This window comes from Nocardioides sp. zg-1308 (assembly GCF_013155375.1).
GTDB classification, from domain to species: Bacteria; Actinomycetota; Actinomycetes; order Propionibacteriales; family Nocardioidaceae; genus Nocardioides; species Nocardioides renjunii.
Map to the genome: position 1 here is coordinate 689,530 of NZ_JABJQY010000004.1, position 14,349 is coordinate 703,878.

Annotated in this window: 16 protein-coding genes and 1 pseudogene; 8 read left to right on the top strand and 9 right to left on the bottom strand. The window is 73.8% G+C overall.

From position 1 onward, the window contains the following. Positions 1-89: 89 nt before the first annotated feature. Together HN031_RS17980 and HN031_RS17985 are read left to right on the top strand one after the other, a co-directional pair. A complete protein-coding gene (locus tag HN031_RS17980) occupies positions 90-1,253 on the top strand; it encodes a histidine kinase (RefSeq protein ID WP_172273341.1) in 1,164 nt (387 codons plus the stop codon). Further along, positions 1,250-1,903: a response regulator transcription factor gene (locus HN031_RS17985; protein ID WP_172273344.1), complete on the top strand. Its 654-nt coding sequence runs from the start codon at positions 1,250-1,252 to the stop codon at positions 1,901-1,903. Before HN031_RS17980 ends, HN031_RS17985 begins: the two co-directional genes overlap by 4 nt. Before the next feature lie 29 nt (positions 1,904-1,932). Here HN031_RS17985 and HN031_RS17990 read toward each other — a convergent pair whose 3' ends face one another. The 5 genes and pseudogenes from HN031_RS17990 to HN031_RS18005 all read right to left on the bottom strand — a co-directional run bounded on the left by HN031_RS17990 (position 1,933) and on the right by HN031_RS18005 (position 6,616). Beyond that, a complete protein-coding gene (locus HN031_RS17990; protein WP_172273347.1) occupies positions 1,933-2,949 on the bottom strand; it encodes an App1 family protein in 1,017 nt (338 codons plus the stop codon). A gap of 52 nt (positions 2,950-3,001) precedes the next feature. Next, positions 3,002-5,119: a xanthine dehydrogenase family protein molybdopterin-binding subunit gene (locus tag HN031_RS17995; protein WP_172273351.1), complete on the bottom strand. Its 2,118-nt coding sequence runs from the start codon at positions 5,117-5,119 to the stop codon at positions 3,002-3,004. Further along, positions 5,116-5,580 carry a xanthine dehydrogenase family protein subunit M gene (locus HN031_RS22400; RefSeq protein ID WP_367650812.1) on the bottom strand — a complete coding sequence of 155 codons (465 nt, stop codon included), beginning with the start codon at positions 5,578-5,580 and terminating at the stop codon, positions 5,116-5,118. Before HN031_RS22400 ends, HN031_RS17995 begins: the two co-directional genes overlap by 4 nt. Before the next feature lie 65 nt (positions 5,581-5,645). After that, positions 5,646-6,116: pseudogene (locus tag HN031_RS22405) on the bottom strand (xanthine dehydrogenase family protein subunit M); the annotation flags it as partial. Continuing rightward, entirely contained in the window at positions 6,113-6,616 is a 504-nt protein-coding gene (locus HN031_RS18005; protein ID WP_172273354.1) for a 2Fe-2S iron-sulfur cluster-binding protein, read from the bottom strand. The gene HN031_RS18005 and the pseudogene HN031_RS22405, both read right to left, overlap by 4 nt. A 71-nt stretch (positions 6,617-6,687) precedes the next feature. Here HN031_RS18005 and HN031_RS18010 point away from each other — a divergent pair, with 71 nt between their 5' ends. Together HN031_RS18010 and HN031_RS18015 are read left to right on the top strand one after the other, a co-directional pair. Continuing rightward, positions 6,688-7,056, top strand: coding sequence for a hypothetical protein (locus HN031_RS18010; RefSeq protein WP_172273357.1), 369 nt, complete (start codon positions 6,688-6,690; stop codon positions 7,054-7,056). Beyond that, a complete protein-coding gene (locus HN031_RS18015; protein ID WP_172273360.1) occupies positions 7,053-7,736 on the top strand; it encodes a polysaccharide deacetylase family protein in 684 nt (227 codons plus the stop codon). The genes HN031_RS18010 and HN031_RS18015 overlap by 4 nt, the downstream gene beginning before the upstream one ends. Here the strand turns inward: HN031_RS18015 and HN031_RS18020 are convergent. Then, complete coding sequence (locus HN031_RS18020; protein ID WP_172273363.1) at positions 7,715-9,175, bottom strand: YcaO-like family protein; 1,461 nt, start codon at positions 9,173-9,175, stop codon at positions 7,715-7,717. The two genes, HN031_RS18015 and HN031_RS18020, sit on opposite strands and share 22 nt — an antisense overlap. Positions 9,176-9,335: 160 nt before the next feature. Here HN031_RS18020 and HN031_RS18025 point away from each other — a divergent pair, with 160 nt between their 5' ends. The 3 genes from HN031_RS18025 to HN031_RS18035 are packed head-to-tail and all read left to right on the top strand — an operon-like array spanning position 9,336 to position 12,461. Then, positions 9,336-10,670, top strand: a complete 1,335-nt coding sequence (locus tag HN031_RS18025) for a sugar ABC transporter substrate-binding protein (protein WP_172273366.1) — start codon at positions 9,336-9,338, stop codon at positions 10,668-10,670. A gap of 13 nt (positions 10,671-10,683) precedes the next feature. Next, entirely contained in the window at positions 10,684-11,658 is a 975-nt protein-coding gene (locus HN031_RS18030; protein ID WP_172273369.1) for a carbohydrate ABC transporter permease, read from the top strand. After that, positions 11,655-12,461: a carbohydrate ABC transporter permease gene (locus HN031_RS18035; RefSeq protein ID WP_216652532.1), complete on the top strand. Its 807-nt coding sequence runs from the start codon at positions 11,655-11,657 to the stop codon at positions 12,459-12,461. The genes HN031_RS18030 and HN031_RS18035 overlap by 4 nt, the downstream gene beginning before the upstream one ends. Here HN031_RS18035 and HN031_RS18040 read toward each other — a convergent pair. After that, positions 12,454-12,645: a hypothetical protein gene (locus HN031_RS18040; RefSeq protein WP_172273372.1), complete on the bottom strand. Its 192-nt coding sequence runs from the start codon at positions 12,643-12,645 to the stop codon at positions 12,454-12,456. The genes HN031_RS18035 and HN031_RS18040 overlap by 8 nt on opposite strands. Next, positions 12,642-12,851, bottom strand: coding sequence for a DUF2945 domain-containing protein (locus HN031_RS18045; protein ID WP_172273375.1), 210 nt, complete (start codon positions 12,849-12,851; stop codon positions 12,642-12,644). Before HN031_RS18045 ends, HN031_RS18040 begins: the two co-directional genes overlap by 4 nt. Before the next feature lie 287 nt (positions 12,852-13,138). Here HN031_RS18045 and HN031_RS18050 point away from each other — a divergent pair, with 287 nt between their 5' ends. Next, positions 13,139-13,378 carry a hypothetical protein gene (locus HN031_RS18050; protein ID WP_172273378.1) on the top strand — a complete coding sequence of 80 codons (240 nt, stop codon included), beginning with the start codon at positions 13,139-13,141 and terminating at the stop codon, positions 13,376-13,378. 50 nt (positions 13,379-13,428) lie between these two features. On the opposite strand, the gene HN031_RS18055 is transcribed toward HN031_RS18050, so the two are convergent. Continuing rightward, the gene (locus HN031_RS18055; protein ID WP_172273381.1) at positions 13,429-14,346 is read right to left on the bottom strand and encodes a hypothetical protein; all 918 of its coding nucleotides are present in this window, start codon (positions 14,344-14,346) and stop codon (positions 13,429-13,431) included. Positions 14,347-14,349 lie beyond the last annotated feature (3 nt).

A 14,349-nucleotide genomic window follows, 5' to 3' on the forward strand; every position in this document is an offset into this window, starting at 1 on the left:
AGCGGCGGCCGGCGCCCCCCGCTCGTGAGGGGTCCCGCTCCCCCGTGCGAGGGAGACCGCGGGCCGCGCGGACCTGACACGATGGGACCGTGAGCCTGACGCGCCGAGCCGTTGCCGCCACGCTGGGGCCCACCGCGTTCCTCGGGCTGGCGTTCGTGATGCTCGGCGCCGCGCTGGCGCTCGCGTTCGCCCTGCTGGCCGGCTTCCTCGTCTCGCCCCTGGTCGACGCCGAGGGGGTGCCGCGATGGGCGATCGTCACCACGGCGGTCCTGCTGGGCGCGCTCCTCCTGGTCGTCGTCGGCGCCGTGCCCGCCGTACGCCGCATCGAGGGCGTCGCGACCGAGTCGATGCTCCTGGTGACCTTCGACGGAGGGCCTCCGCAGGCCGCCGCGCACTGGCACGACCGCTGGCGCAGTGTCGGCTGGCTGTGCACGCACGCGCTGGCCGGGGCGGCGCTCGCCGTCTGGGCGGCGGCGGTGCCGGTCGTGGCCTTCGAACGGAGCCCGTGGCTGCTGGTGCCGGCCATCCTCGGCGTCCCGGTGGTCGCGGCGCTGCTGGTGACCGGCCTGCGACGCCTGGCCCCGGTGCTGCTCGGGCCGTCGCTGCGCGAGCGCGTGGACCGCCTGGAGCGCGAGGCCGTCGACCTGGGTGAACGCCACCGGATCGCCCGCGAGATCCACGACAGCGTCGGGCACGCCCTGAGCCTGGTCACGGTGCAGGCCGCCGCGGCCGCACGCGTCCAGCACTCCGACCCGGACTTCGTCGCGGAGGCGCTCGCCGCGATCGAGGGCGCGGCCCGCCGGGCGGCCGGCGAGCTCGACCACGTCCTCGGCCTGCTGCGGGTCGAGGACGTGCCGCAGCGCCCGAGCCCCGACCTCACCGCCCTCCCCGACCTCGTCGACGCCGCCCGGCGCGCGGGCCTCGACGTGACCCTCGAGGTGCCGTCCCCGGCCGTCGAGCTGCCGCAGGTGGTCTCGCGCGAGCTCTACCGCGTGACGCAGGAGGCGCTGTCCAACGTGCTGCGCCACGGGTCCGGGCCGTGCCGCGTGCGACTCGACCGGGGCGAGCGCGCCGTCACGCTCGAGGTGACCAGCGGCGCCGGGCCGGCCGCGTCGCGCGCCGGCGGCCGGCGCGGCCACGGACTGCGCGGCATCCGGGAGCGGGCCGCGGCCATCGGCGGCACCGCGACCGCCGGTCCGGTCGACGACGGCTGGCGGCTGCACGTCGTGCTGCCCCTCGGAGCCGCGCGGTGACGCGGGTCCTGCTCGTGGACGACGAGCCCCTGGTCCGCCGCGGCATCTCCGTCACGCTGTCCACGGAGTCCGACATCGAGGTCGTCGGCGAGGCGGAGGACGGCGCGGAGGCGGTCTCGCAGGTGCGCCGCCTGCGGCCCGAGGTCGTCCTCATGGACATCCGGATGCCCCGGGTCGACGGCATCAGCGCGACGCGCACCATCATGGCGGCCGACCGGCCGCCCGCGGTCGTCGTGCTGACGACGTTCGAGAACGACGACCACGTCTACGACGCGCTGCTGGCCGGCGCCCGGGGCTACCTGCTCAAGCGGGCCCCGGCCGACGACGTCGTCACCGCGGTGCGGCTGGCCGCGCAGCCGGACACCCTCCTCTTCCCGGCGAGGTTGCGCGACCTGGTGCGCCAGCGGTCGCGGCAGCCGGTCGCGAGCGCCCCCGACATGGCCAGGCTCTCGACGAGGGAGGGCGAGGTGCTCCGCGCGGTGGCGCGTGGCCTGTCGAACCCGGAGATCGCCGTCGAGCTGCACCTCGGCCTGGAGACGGTGAAGACCCACGTCGCCGCCGTGCTGGCCAAGCTGGGCGTCCGTGACCGCACGCAGGCGGTCATCCGGGCCTACGAGTCCGGGTTCGTCGTGCCCGACGACGGCCGCTGAGCGGTCCTCAGCCCCTCGCCCGCAGCCGGTCAGAGCAGGCCGAGCCCCGTCGCGTGCCGGCGTACGGCGTCGGTGTCGGCGGCGAGCACGAACGGCACCTCCGAGCCCCAGCTGCCCGAGACCATCTCGACACGGCCGTCGCCGGGGTCGAGGCGCACCTCGCGGATGTAGACGGCGAGGATGCGGCCCGGGTAGGCCCGCACGGTCTCGGCGTAGATCTGCGGGTCGTGCTCGCCCGAGTCGCCGAGCAGGACGAAGGACAGGTGCGGGTGGAGGTCGAGCACCTCCCGGATCCGGTCGTCCTTGTGCTCGCGGCCCGCCCAGGTCCCGAGGAGGTCGCGCAGGAGCACCGGTCCCAGCGGGAAGCCGCGGTGCCGGAGGAAGGCGAGCAGGAAGGCGTGCAGGTTCCACGGGCTCGACGAGACGTAGAAGACCGGGTTCACGCTCGCCTCCAGGTCCCGGTAGAGCTCCACCGCCCCGGGGAACGGCGTCCGGGTCAGCGACGAGCCGGTCAGCGTCCGCAGCACCATGCGCAGCACCCGCTGCACGCCGGTCTCCAGGATCGTGTCGTCGACGTCGGAGAGGATGCCGAAGCGTGCCTCGGCGGACGGGACCCTCACCTGCACGACGGCCGCGGGCGCGGTGGTCCCCCGGTAGTCGCCGACGAGCTCGACCGTGCCCGGCGTCCACGGGCTCGTCAGGGCGCCCGGCGGTGGCTCCAGCCGCACCCGGAAGTAGCCCTCCTCGTCGGTGACGGTCTCCGCCACGGCGCCCGCCACCGTGACCCGCAGCGGCACGCCCGGCAGCTCGCGGGTCGCGAAGTGCTGGAGCGTGCGGCGCACGGCGGCACCCACGCCCTCGCCGTCCACCGCGTCGGTGCCGGGCGGGTTGTCCAGGACGCGGCCCCGCACGACCACGCCGTCGGGGCCGCCGTGGCCGATGTAGGGCTCGATCCGGAAGTGCGTCGGCGGGCTCGAGCGGTCACGCCGCAGGCGGGTGGAGTCCCAGGCGCGTTCGAGGGCGACCACCCACCGGCGAGGGCTCATGGGGACACCGTAGGGGCTCGCGGGTCCCGACCGCCGCCGCCGGACCGGGAGGTCACTCCAGGAAGTGGTCGGGCGTGAGCGGCAGCGAGCGCACGCGTACGCCGGTCGCGTGGAACGTCGCGTTGGCGACCGCGGCCGCCGTGCCGACGATGCCGATCTCGCCGATGCCGCGCGAGCCCATGGGCGTGAAGGCCTCGTCGGACTCCTCGAGCCACTCGGCGTCCACGTCGAGCACGTCGGCGTGCGAGGCCACGTGGTAGGTCGCGAGGTCCTGCGTGACGACGTGACCGAAGCGCGGGTCCCGGTGGGACTCCTCGAAGAGGCCGGCCGAGAGGCCCATGACGAGCCCGCCCACGAGCTGCGAGCGCGCGGTCCTCGGGTTGATGACGCGACCGACGGAGTAGATCCCGTGGAGGCGCGGCACGCGGACCTCCCCGGTCCAGCGGTTGACGCGCGCCTCGGCGAACACGGCGCCGAAGGAGTGGAAGGCGAGCTCCTCGGCGGCCGGGTCGTCGGCCGCGGACGCAGTGGTGTGCAGGCCCGGGTCGGGTCGGGCGCCGTGGTCGTGGCGGAACAGCTGCGCGGCCGCGACGATCGCGCTCCCCCACGAGCTGGTGCCGGACGACCCGCCGGCGACCGATGCCGACGGCAGCAGGCTGTCGGCGATCTCCAGGTCGACGTCCGAGGGGTCCACCTCGAGCGCGTCGGCGGCGATCTGGGTGAGCACGGTGCGGGCACCCGTGCCGATGTCGACCGAGCCGATCGCGACGGCGTAGCGGCCGTCGCCCAGCGACGTGACGCGCGCGCTGTTGCCCGGCTGCCTCATGGCCGGGTAGGTCGCCGACGCGACACCGGTGCCGACCCACCAGTCGCCGTCCAGCACCGCCCGCGGCTCGCGCGGACGGGCGTCCCACCCGAACCGCTCGGCGCCGCGGTGCAGGCAGTCGAGCAGACGGCGGTCGTTGAACGGCTTGCCGGTCTCGGGGTCCAGGTCGGGCTCGTTGCGCTCGCGCAGCACGATCGGGTCGAGGTCGCACGCGACGGCGAGCTCGTCCATGGCGACCTCGTGGGCGTACATGCCCGGCATCTCGCCGGGAGCACGCATCCACGACGGGACGGCCACGTCGAGCCGCGCGAGCCGGTGGCTGGTGCGGCGGTTCGGGGCGGCGTAGAGCATCCGCGTGGGCGAGGCGGTCTGCTCGGCGAACTCGCGCACGACGGAGGTCTGCTCCTGCACGGCGTGCTCGATGGCGGTCAGCCGGCCGTCGGCGTCGGCGCCGAGGCGCAGGTGCGAGATCGTCGCCGTGCGGTAGCCGGTGAGGGCGAACATCTGCTGGCGGGTGACCGCCAGGCGGACCGGGCGGCCCCCTGTCGTGCGTGCGGCGAGCGCGGTCGCCATGACGTGGGCGTGCGCCTCGCCCTTGCTGCCGAACCCGCCCCCGACGTACGGCGCCCGCACCCGCACCTGGTCGGGCTCGAGCCCGAGCATCGGCGCGAGGGCCTGGACGACGCCGTGCACGCCCTGCGTCGAGTCGTACATCGAGAGCAGGTCGCGACCGTCGTGCTGCTCCCACCACGCGACGGTCGCGTGCGGCTCGAGCGGGTTGTTGTGCTCGTAGGGCGTGCGGTAGGTCTGCTCGACGAGCACCTGCGCCGAGGCGAAGGCGGCGTCCACGTCGCCCTCGTCGGTGTCGGTCTCCATCGCGGGGTTGACCTGCTCGGGCCGGTAGGTGGCGTTGTCCTCGCGCAGCTCCGCCTCGTGCGGCTCCTGCTCGTAGGCGACGTCGACCAGCGCCGCGCCCTCGCGCGCCGCCTCCGACGTCTCGGCGAGGACGAGGGCGACGACCTGGCCGCGGAAGCCGACGCGGTCGTCCTGCAGGATCGCCAGCTCGCCGTTGTCGGTCTGCTCGAGACGGGGTGCGTTCGTGTGGTCGAGGACCGCCGTCACGCCCGGGTGGTCCAGGGCGCGCGACGCGTCGACCCGGGCGACCCGTCCCCTGGCCACGGTCGAGGTGACGAGCCACAGGCTGAGCGGGGCGCTGACCCCGTCGTCGGCGCCGTGCTCGACGGCGTACGACGCGAGTCCGGTGACCTTCTCGACCCCGTCGACCCGGTCCAGCGAGGTGCCGATGGAGCGGGGCCGGACGGTCCGCGTCTGCTGCTCGGTCATCGTGCCGCCTCCCCCGCCAGGCCCAGCAGCGTCATGGTCGTCGTGTTGCGGACCATCGCGACCTTGAAGGCCGTCTCGTCGTCGGTCGTGGCCGCGGCGAGCTCCTCGTCGACGGCGGCGCGGACCGCCTGCTCGTCAAGAGGCCCCCCGGTCAGCGCCTCCTCGGCCCGACGGGCGCGCCACGGCTTGTGCGCGACGCCTCCCCAGGCGATGCGGACGCGGTCGACGCGGTCGTCCTCCAGCCGCAGCGTCGCCGCGACGGAGACGAGGGCGAAGGCGTACGACGCACGGTCACGGACCTTGGTGTAGGTGGAGCGCTCGACCTCGGGACCCATCGGCAGCTCGACGGCCGTGACGAGGTCGCTCGGCGCGAGGGTGGTGTCGGCCTCCGGGCGGTCCCCGGGCAGGCGGTGCAGGTCCTCGAAGGGGATCCGCCGCTCCCCCTCGGCGCCGAGCACCACGACGGTGCGTCCACGGCGGCGAGTCCGACGGCGAGGTCGGAGGGGTGCGTGGTCACGCACTGGTCGCTGGCGCCGAGGATGGCGTTGTAGCGCCCGTAGCCGCCGATGGCCGAGCAGCCGCTCCCCGGGTCCCGCTTGTTGCACGGCGTGGTGACGTCCTGGAAGTAGACGCAGCGGGTGCGCTGCAGGAGGTTGCCGGCGGTCGTCGCCTGGTTGCGGATCTGGCCGGACGCGCCGGCGAGCGTGGCGCGGGCGACGACGGGGAAGCGGGAGCGGACGACCGGGTGGGCGGCGAGGTCGCTGTTGCGGACGTTGGCGCCGATGCGGAGGACGCTGCCGTGGTCGCCGTCGAGGTGCTCGACGGTGTCGAGCGGCAGGCGGCTGACGTCGACCAGAAGCCCGGGTGCGGTGATGCCGAGCTTGAGGTGGTCGACGAGGTTGCTGCCGCCGGCCAGGAACCTGGCCCCGGGGTGCGTCGCGACCAGCTCCACAGCCTCCTCGGCCGAGCCGGCCCGCCGGTAGTCGAGGGCCCTCATCCGCGTGCCGCCTGACGGGCCGCCGCCAGGATGCCCGGATAGGCGCCGCAGCGGCACAGGTTGCCGCTCATCCGCTCCCGGACCTCCGCGTCGTCGAGCTCCACGTCGGCGGTGAGGTCGTCCGTGACGTGGCTGGGGTGGCCCTGGGCCGCCTCGTCGAGCATGCCGACCATCGAGCACACCTGTCCGGGGGTGCAGTAGCCGCACTGGTAGCCGTCGTGCTCGAGCATGGACTGCTGCACGGGGTGCAGGCCGCCGTCCGCGAGCCCGGCCGCGGTGACGACCTCGGCCCCGTCCTGTGCCACGGCGAGCGAGAGGCAGGTGAGGTGCCGGCGCCCGTCGAGGAGGACCGTGCAGGTCCCGCACTGGCCGTGGTCGCACCCCTTCTTGGGCGACGTGACGCCCAGTCGCTCGCGCAGTGCGTCGAGGAGGGTGGTCCGCGTGTCGACGACCACCGCGTGCGGCGTGCCGTCGACGACCAGGCTGATCTCGGTGTCCATGGCGCGTCGTACCCCGATCGCCCGCGACCATCCACCGGGCCGCTGCGGCGTCCTGTGACAGGCTCCGGTGCATGCTGTCCGACGACCTCACCACAGCACCCGCACCCGACGTCCTCGCGGCGCTGGAGGAGTGCCGCAGCGCCGAGCTCGAGCGCGAGGGCATCGCGATGTACGTCGCCGTGGCCGACGCGCGCCCGGGCCGTCCGGCGCCCGCCACTGACTCCGCTCCGGACCCGGCTGCGACCCGGCTGGCCGAGCTCTTCGACCACTACCACGACGCCCTGGCCGCCGCCGGCTTCCCGCGGTCGGCGCACGAGCCGCCCGACGCCCCGGACCTCACCGGCGGTGGCCGCGAGCTGATCGACGTGCTCGTGGTGCTGAGCGACCGGCACCTTCACGCCCGCCCCGAGCAGCCGTCGCACGAGGGGCGGCAGTCGTGAGCGAGCTCCTCGTTCCCGCGAGCCAGCGGGCCGCCTTCGCCGCGGGCCGCTTCCTGCGGGTGGTCAATTGGCACAACACCCCGGCGACCGACCGGGCCCGGCTGCGCGCCGAGCTCGCCTGGTACGCCGCGCGCTTCGACCCGGTGCGACCCGAGCACCTCGACCGCTTCGTCGAGACCGGCGACTGGGGGCTGGACCGCCCGGGCGTCGCCCTGTGCTTCTACGACGCCTACCTCAACCACGTCACCGTGGCCGCACCCGTCCTCGAAGAGCTGGGCCTGACCGGCTGGTTCCTGCCGCCCACCGGCGCGCTCGACGTGCCGGCCGAGGAGCAGCGGGCCTATGCCGACGCCCACGACATCGGGCTGCTCCCCGACGAGCCGGACGCGCCGTGGCTGATGACGTGGGACGACCTCGCCCGCATCTCCGAACGCCACGTCGTGGCGGCGCACACCGCGCACCACAGCGCAGCGGTCGACATCCGCACCGACGAGGACGCCGAGCGGGAGATCCACGAACCGGTCCGGCGGCTCACCGAGGTCACCGGGACGGTCCCCCCTGCCTTCGCCTTCCTCCACGGCACGGTCCCGGTCGCCGGCACCACGGCTGGCGACGCGGTCCTGTCGTCCGGCGTGAGGTGGGCGATCACCAACACGGCCTACGTCCGCATCGCCGACTGAGCGGCCTGCCAGCCCGGCTCGCGATAGAGCGGCAGCAGGTCGCCGGCCACGGCGTCGAGCGCGGCGCGGTCGAGCCACGCCGGCCCGCCCAGCCGCTCCTCCGCCTCGCCGGTCAGGTGGACCCGCGCCCAGCCCGGCGGCGCGTCGCCGACCCGGACCAGGTCGTCGCGACCGGCCTCGCGCAGGCGGCGTACGTTGCGCTCACCGATCCGTGCGTAGGCGACGGTCTCCACCTCGAGGCCCGGCACGAGCACCTTGGCGGCGTGCACGCGGTCCGCGCCGGCCGGCGACAGGTCGGCCACCAGCACCTCGTGCCCCTCGGCTTCGAGGCGGGCGCACAGCTCGGGCAGCAGGTCGCCGGGCGCGACCTCCGCGGTCGGCAGGTCGGTGAACGGCACGGTGCGCACGCGGGACAGCACGGTGCGGCGCAGCGGCGGCTCCCAGACCTCCCGGGGTGCGCGCAGCCACGCCACCATCGCGTCCAGCACCCGCTGCTCCTCCGCCGCGGGGTCCACACGGGCGAGCTGGGCGACGAGGTCCGGCGGTGCCACGGCGCGCACGGCGTCGAGCGGGCCGTGCATGAGCTGCTTGCGCGCGCGGGCGCTGGCGAACTCCAGCACCGCCTTGCGCAGGGCCACCTCCCGGTCCGGGTGCACGGCCTCGCCGCAGGCGGTGGCGGACAGCACGTCGTCCCCGGGCGCCATGCCGACCACGTCGATGTCGGCCATCGCGAAGTCGGTCGCGGCCACCTTGGCCAGGACGTCCACCCCGGCCGACCGCAGCCGCTCGAGGACGGCCAGGGTCTCGGGGTCGCGGACGCCGTCGAGGTCCAGCACGACGCCGGTGTCGAGGGCCCGGAAGGTCAGCCCGTTGCCATCGCGCTGCAGCACCTCGAGGACGCCGTGCGAGATCGCCTGCTCGAGCGTGCCGCCGGCGCCGAGCCCGTTGGTGACCGGCGTGATCAGCCAGCCGCCCGGCGGGGCCTCGGCGGGCAGCTCGCCGCCGGCGCTCGCGACGTGCTCCACGGGCGCCCACACCTGCTCGTCGGTGACCACGCCCGCGCGCACGCGGCGCACCGGCCACCACGCCAGCGCCCGGTCGTCGTCGAAGTCCGCGCCGGCCGGCAGCCCGAGGAGGCGCGGGTCGACGACCCCCGGGGGGCCGTGACGGTCCCGCATCTCCCGTAGCGACCCGTGGCGTACGGGGCGCCCGGTCAGGGCGCGGCGCGAGGCGACGTGCTCGACGCACTCCCCCAGCGCGCCGACGCGGGCCCGCAGCTCGCTGGCGCCGTAGCCGATGCCCGACGTGGAGGACTCGCCGCGACCGTCGGCGTCCGTCCACCACGTCGCCCAGACCGGGACGCCGACGTGGTCGAGCTCCGTGACGGGGAACTCGATGAGCCGGTCGGCGCCGAGCGCGTCCACGAACCGGTCCGTCACGTCGCGAAGCCCTGCGTCCCTGTCCGCCGCATCCACCGTCGTCATCGAGCCAGCGAAGCCCACTCGCGGCGCGGGGTCAAAATGTAGGCAACGTGCGCAGGCAAACCTCACCCCGACAGGTAGGTGCGAAGCCGTCCACGGATGAGGGAAGGTGTGTTCCATGAGTGCGAGTCCCTCGGGCATGCCCACGTCGTTCACCCTCTCCCGCCGCGCGCTGCTCGGCGGCCTCGGCGGGGTGGCCGCCTCGTCGGCGCTCAGCTCCTGCGGCGGCTTCTCGAGGCCGGAGAGCAGCGGCGGCGGCGGTGGCGACACGCTGCGGTTCAAGACCTGGGCGAGCGACGCGGAGAAGTCCGCGTTCACCCGCCTCGTCAAGGCCTTCAACGAGGCGGAGGGGGTCACGGTCGAGCTCGAGGTGGTGCCCTACGCCGAGATGTTCACCGGCATCGACACCGAGCTGCAGGCAGGCAGCCCGCCCGACGTCTTCCGCGTCGACTACCCCACCCTCGGCACCTACAGCAGCACCGACCAGCTGCTCGACCTGAGCGACCAGCTCGAGGGTGACCTGACCGACGACCTCATCCCGGCGCTCTACCAGGCGGTCCAGTACGACGGCACGCCGTTCGGCGTCCCGCACCAGACCGACACGACCGCTGTCGTCTACCAGCCCCGCCTGCTGCGTGAGGCCGGCATCACCGGCGTCCCGGACTCCCTCGACTCGGCCTGGACGTGGGAGGAGTTCGCCACCGTGTCCGACCAGCTGCGGGCCTCGCTGCCGGACGGCGTCTTCCCGTTCGCGTACGACTGGCAGCAGCTCGGCGCCTACCGCTGGCTCACCTGGCTGTTCGAGGCCGACGGCCGGCTCCTCGGCGAGGACCTGCGCACCCCCGAGATCGTCAGCGCCGAGGGTCGCAAGGCCCTGGAGTTCACCCGCCAGTTCCTGGAGAAGGGCTGGGTGCCGCCCAACACCTCCGTCAAGGGCGCCACCTACCCCGACACCGCCTTCGCGTCCCAGAAGGTGGCGATGGCCTTCGTCGGCGACTTCCTGCTCCCGTCGATGGAGACCACCATCGGCGACGGGTTCGAGTGGCAGGTGACCTACCAGCCGCGCGACGTCCGGGCCAGCACCGACCTCGGTGGCAACGCGCTGGTCGCCGCGGCCGCCACGGAGAACGCCGACCTGGCCGCGACGTTCCTGCGCTTCATGGTCGACCCCGACAACATGCGTACGTTCTGCGAGGAGACGACCGAGCTGCCCACCCGCCAGTCGCTGGTGGACACCGAGCTCGACTTCGCCGTACGCCCCGACCTGATGCCGACCTTCGTCGAGCAGGCCACCACGCTCACGCCCGACGACGTCGCGCAGGTGACGGTGCCGTTCTTCGCCGAGATCAACACCGTCCTGCAGAACGAGCTCGAGCTGTGCTTCGTCGACGGCCAGTCGGTGGACGACACCCTGACCAACATCGCGGACGCGCTCGAGTCCGCGGCGGGCTGAGGACGCACCGGGCATGAGCACGTCCACGCAGGCGGCCCCGGCCGCCACGCCCCCGACCGCTGGGGCGCCTCTCCCCAACGGTCCGGGGCGGACGGGACCGGCCGGCCGCTCGTGGCGTGAGTCGCTCGTCGGCTACGCCTTCGTCTCGCCCAACCTCGTGCTGCTTGTCCTCTTCCTGTTCGTCCCGCTCGTCTCCGCGATCCTGATGTCGTTCCAGGACGTCTCGTCGTTCGGACCGAGCAGCTGGGTCGGGACCGACAACTACCGGCGGCTGCTGTCGGAGGACGTCTTCTGGCGCACGCTGACCAACACGCTGGTGTTCACGCTCGCCACCGTGCCGACCAGCATCGCGATCGGCCTGGTGCTCGCGGTGCTGCTCGACACCGCCGTGCCGGCCCGCACCGTCCTGCGGACGATCATCTTCGTGCCGATCGTCATCAGCGGCCTCGTCGTCGCGCTGATCGGGCTGCTGATGTTCGACGAGGGGGTCGGCATGCTCAACGGCATGCTCGCCGCGGTCGGCATCGACGACGTACGGTGGCAGACCGACGGCACCCTCGCCATGGTGTCGGTGGTCGTGATGACCGTCTGGACGCGCGTCGGGTTCGCCATGGTCATCTACCTCGCCGCGCTGCAGGACGTGCCGCGCGAGATCCACGAGGCGGCCCAGGTCGACGGCGCGGGCGCCGTGCAGCGCTTCTGGTGGGTCACCGTGCCGATGCTGTCGGCGCCGACCTTCTTCCTCGTCGTCATGAACATCATCTGGTCCTTCCAGGTGTTCGACATCGTCTACGTGATGACGGGCGGCGGCCCGGGCAACGACACCGAGATGCTGGTGACGTACGCGTACGACCAGGGCTTCGGGCCGACCCGCGACTTCGGCTACGGCTCGACGATCGGCGTGGTGATCTTCCTGCTCACCCTCGTGGTCGTGGTCCTCCGGCTCCATCGGGAGCGGCGCGAGGCCCGCAGCGGAGGTGTCCGGTGAGCCGCTGGGTGCGCTTCCTCGTGGTCGCCGTCGTGTGCGCGGTGATGCTGTTCCCGCTCTACTGCATGCTCGTGGTCGCCTTCACCCCGCGCGACGCCCTCTTCGACTCGGGCGCGCAGCTGTGGCCCGACGCGTTCACCACGGAGAACTTCACCCGGCTCTTCGACCGGTTCCCGGTCGGCACCTGGTTCCTCAACTCGGTGATGGTCGCCGGCATCACCACCGCGCTCTCGGTGACGGTCAACCTGCTGGCCGGCTACGCCCTGGCCAAGCTGCGCTTCCTCGGCCGGGACGCCGTGTTCGTCCTGATCATCTCCACGATGATGATCCCGGCCCAGGCGATCATGTTCCCGCAGTTCCGCACGGTGATCGACCTCGGCCTGTTCGGCACCTTCTGGGCGGTGATCCTGCCGTCCGCCGCGACCGCGTTCGGGATCTTCCTCGCCCGCCAGTTCCTGCTGGCGATCCCCGACGAGCTCATCGAGGCAGCCACCATGGACGGCGCCGGGCAGGTGCGGATCTTCCTCCGCATCGTGCTGCCCCTCTGCAAGCCGCTCATCGCGGTCCTGGTCCTGCTGGCCTTCATGGCGCAGTGGAACGACTTCCTCTGGCCGCTGATCGCGCTCAAGGACCCGGCGCTCTACACGCTCCCGGTCTCGCTGCGCTTCCTCCAGGGGCAGTACGACGCCGACTACGGCGGGCTGATGGCGGCCGCCCTCATCACCTGCCTGCCGCTGGTGCTGCTCTTCGTCCTGCTCCAGCGCTACTTCGTGCAGGGCCTCGCGCGCACCGGCATCAAGTAGCCGGCTCGTACACCGCCATCTGCCGGCCGTCGTGCTCCTCCGACCGGTCGGTGGGGACGTAGGTGATCGACCCGCCCCCGACGTCCTCGAAGGACACCGCCGCGCCGGCAGCGTCGGCCACGGCCAGCATGCCGTCACCGGCCCCGCCGCGCAGGACCACGTCGACCTGCTCCTCGGTGCTCACTTCTTCGTGAGGGCCGAGCCCTTGTGCACGGCCTCCCCGCCGCTCTTCTCGCTCTTGACGAGGTACTGCGGCTCGTCCTTGCTGGCTCGCACCTGCCGCCCGGCCGCCTCGGTGTCCTCGGTGATCTTGCGGACGACCTCGCCCTCGGCCGTGCCGCCGTGGCTCTTCCACGTCACGTGGTCGCCCTTCTTGAAGTCGTCAGCCATGCTCGCCGTCCTCGTCTCGGTAGGTGCCGTACGCCCTCCGCTACCCCGTCGGGCGTGCGGGCATGCGGCAGGCGCCGGCGCGCTGCCGGTGGGGGCGTCGGCGGGGCAGCAATTCGGACACGTGTCCCGGTCGCGGACCCCGTACGCCCGCCGCGAGGGCAGCAACTCGGACACGTGTCCCGGTCGCGGACCCCGTAGGCCCCGCGCGGGGGCAGCGACTCGGACACGTGTGCCCCCGGGTTCATCGACCCGACGGCTCGGGGTACTGCAACCGGATGGAGTTCGAGATGGCCCGTGACGGAGACCTGGGAGCGCCCGTTCAGGACGTGGCGCAGGAGGCGGTCGACGCGACCGCGACGAGGTACACCCGCACCCCCGACATCGACGTCGAGCAGACGCTGCGCGAGCAGCTGCAGGGCCGCGGCATCAGGGCGGTGTCGGAGGCGACGATCGGCGAGATCGCCACCAGCATCCGCGCGGGTCACTCCGTGCGGCTCGGCCGGCACGACGGCTCGGTCGAGGGCTGACGGTCTCGCCCGGGCGTCGCCGGCACCCAGCAGGACCTCGCAGCAGAACCTCACAGCCGGACCCTGAGCCGGGCCTCCCAGGACGCGGCGTCCGGGTCGTCGACGTCGGTCACCGCGAGCAGGGTGGCCTGCTCCTCGTCGGCGTCGAGGACCATCAGTCCCTCGACCTTGATGACGCTGCCGTCGAGCTCGGGCAGCGGCACGACGTCGACGACCCGGTCGCCGCGGATCCGCGCCAGGGCCGAGGCGACCACCGGTCCGTCGTCCCGCACGTTGGGGCTGTCCTCGGCCGCCGCGCTGGCGAGGAGGTCGCCGCCGGGCAGGGCGACGACGTCGGTGACGGCCAGGCCGACGCCCTCCGCGGTGCCGAGGTCGTAGTGCACGGGACGGGTGGGCGTCAGGTCCGCCGCGCCCGACCGACCGAGCAGGACGGAGAGGGCGGCGGCCAGGTCGAGGTCGACGCTGGCCGAGGGCAGGCCGGCCGACGGCAGCCCCCGGTGGAACCAGCGCAGCGTGCCGTCGACGAGGCAGGCGCCCTCGAGGTTGAGCACGTCGGCGTGGACGTCCAGCGCGGCCGCGACCGAGGCGTAGGTGTCGGCCATGTCGGCGACCACGCTCGCCGGTCGGTCGTCCTCGAGCCGCACCAGGCACCACCGCATCCGCGCCGGCGACGACCCCGAGCCCATCACCAGGAGCGCCGGCGAGCCGTCGACCTCGACCCGGCAGGCGGTCTCCAGGTCGGGCTTCAGGTGCTTGGTGCCGGAGGCCTCGTCGAACAGCTCGTGCCCGGCGACGGGCGGCAGGAGCCGTACGCTCGTCGCCGTCCCGCGGCGGAACCATGCCGCGTGGGTGGCGTCGTCGGAGACCACCAGGTGGCCGTCGCCGAGGGCCGCGACGGCCGACGCGGCCCGCACGGGGGTCCCGTCGTCGAAGCGAAGCCGGTCGGCGCTGAGCAGCTCGACGTCCATGGC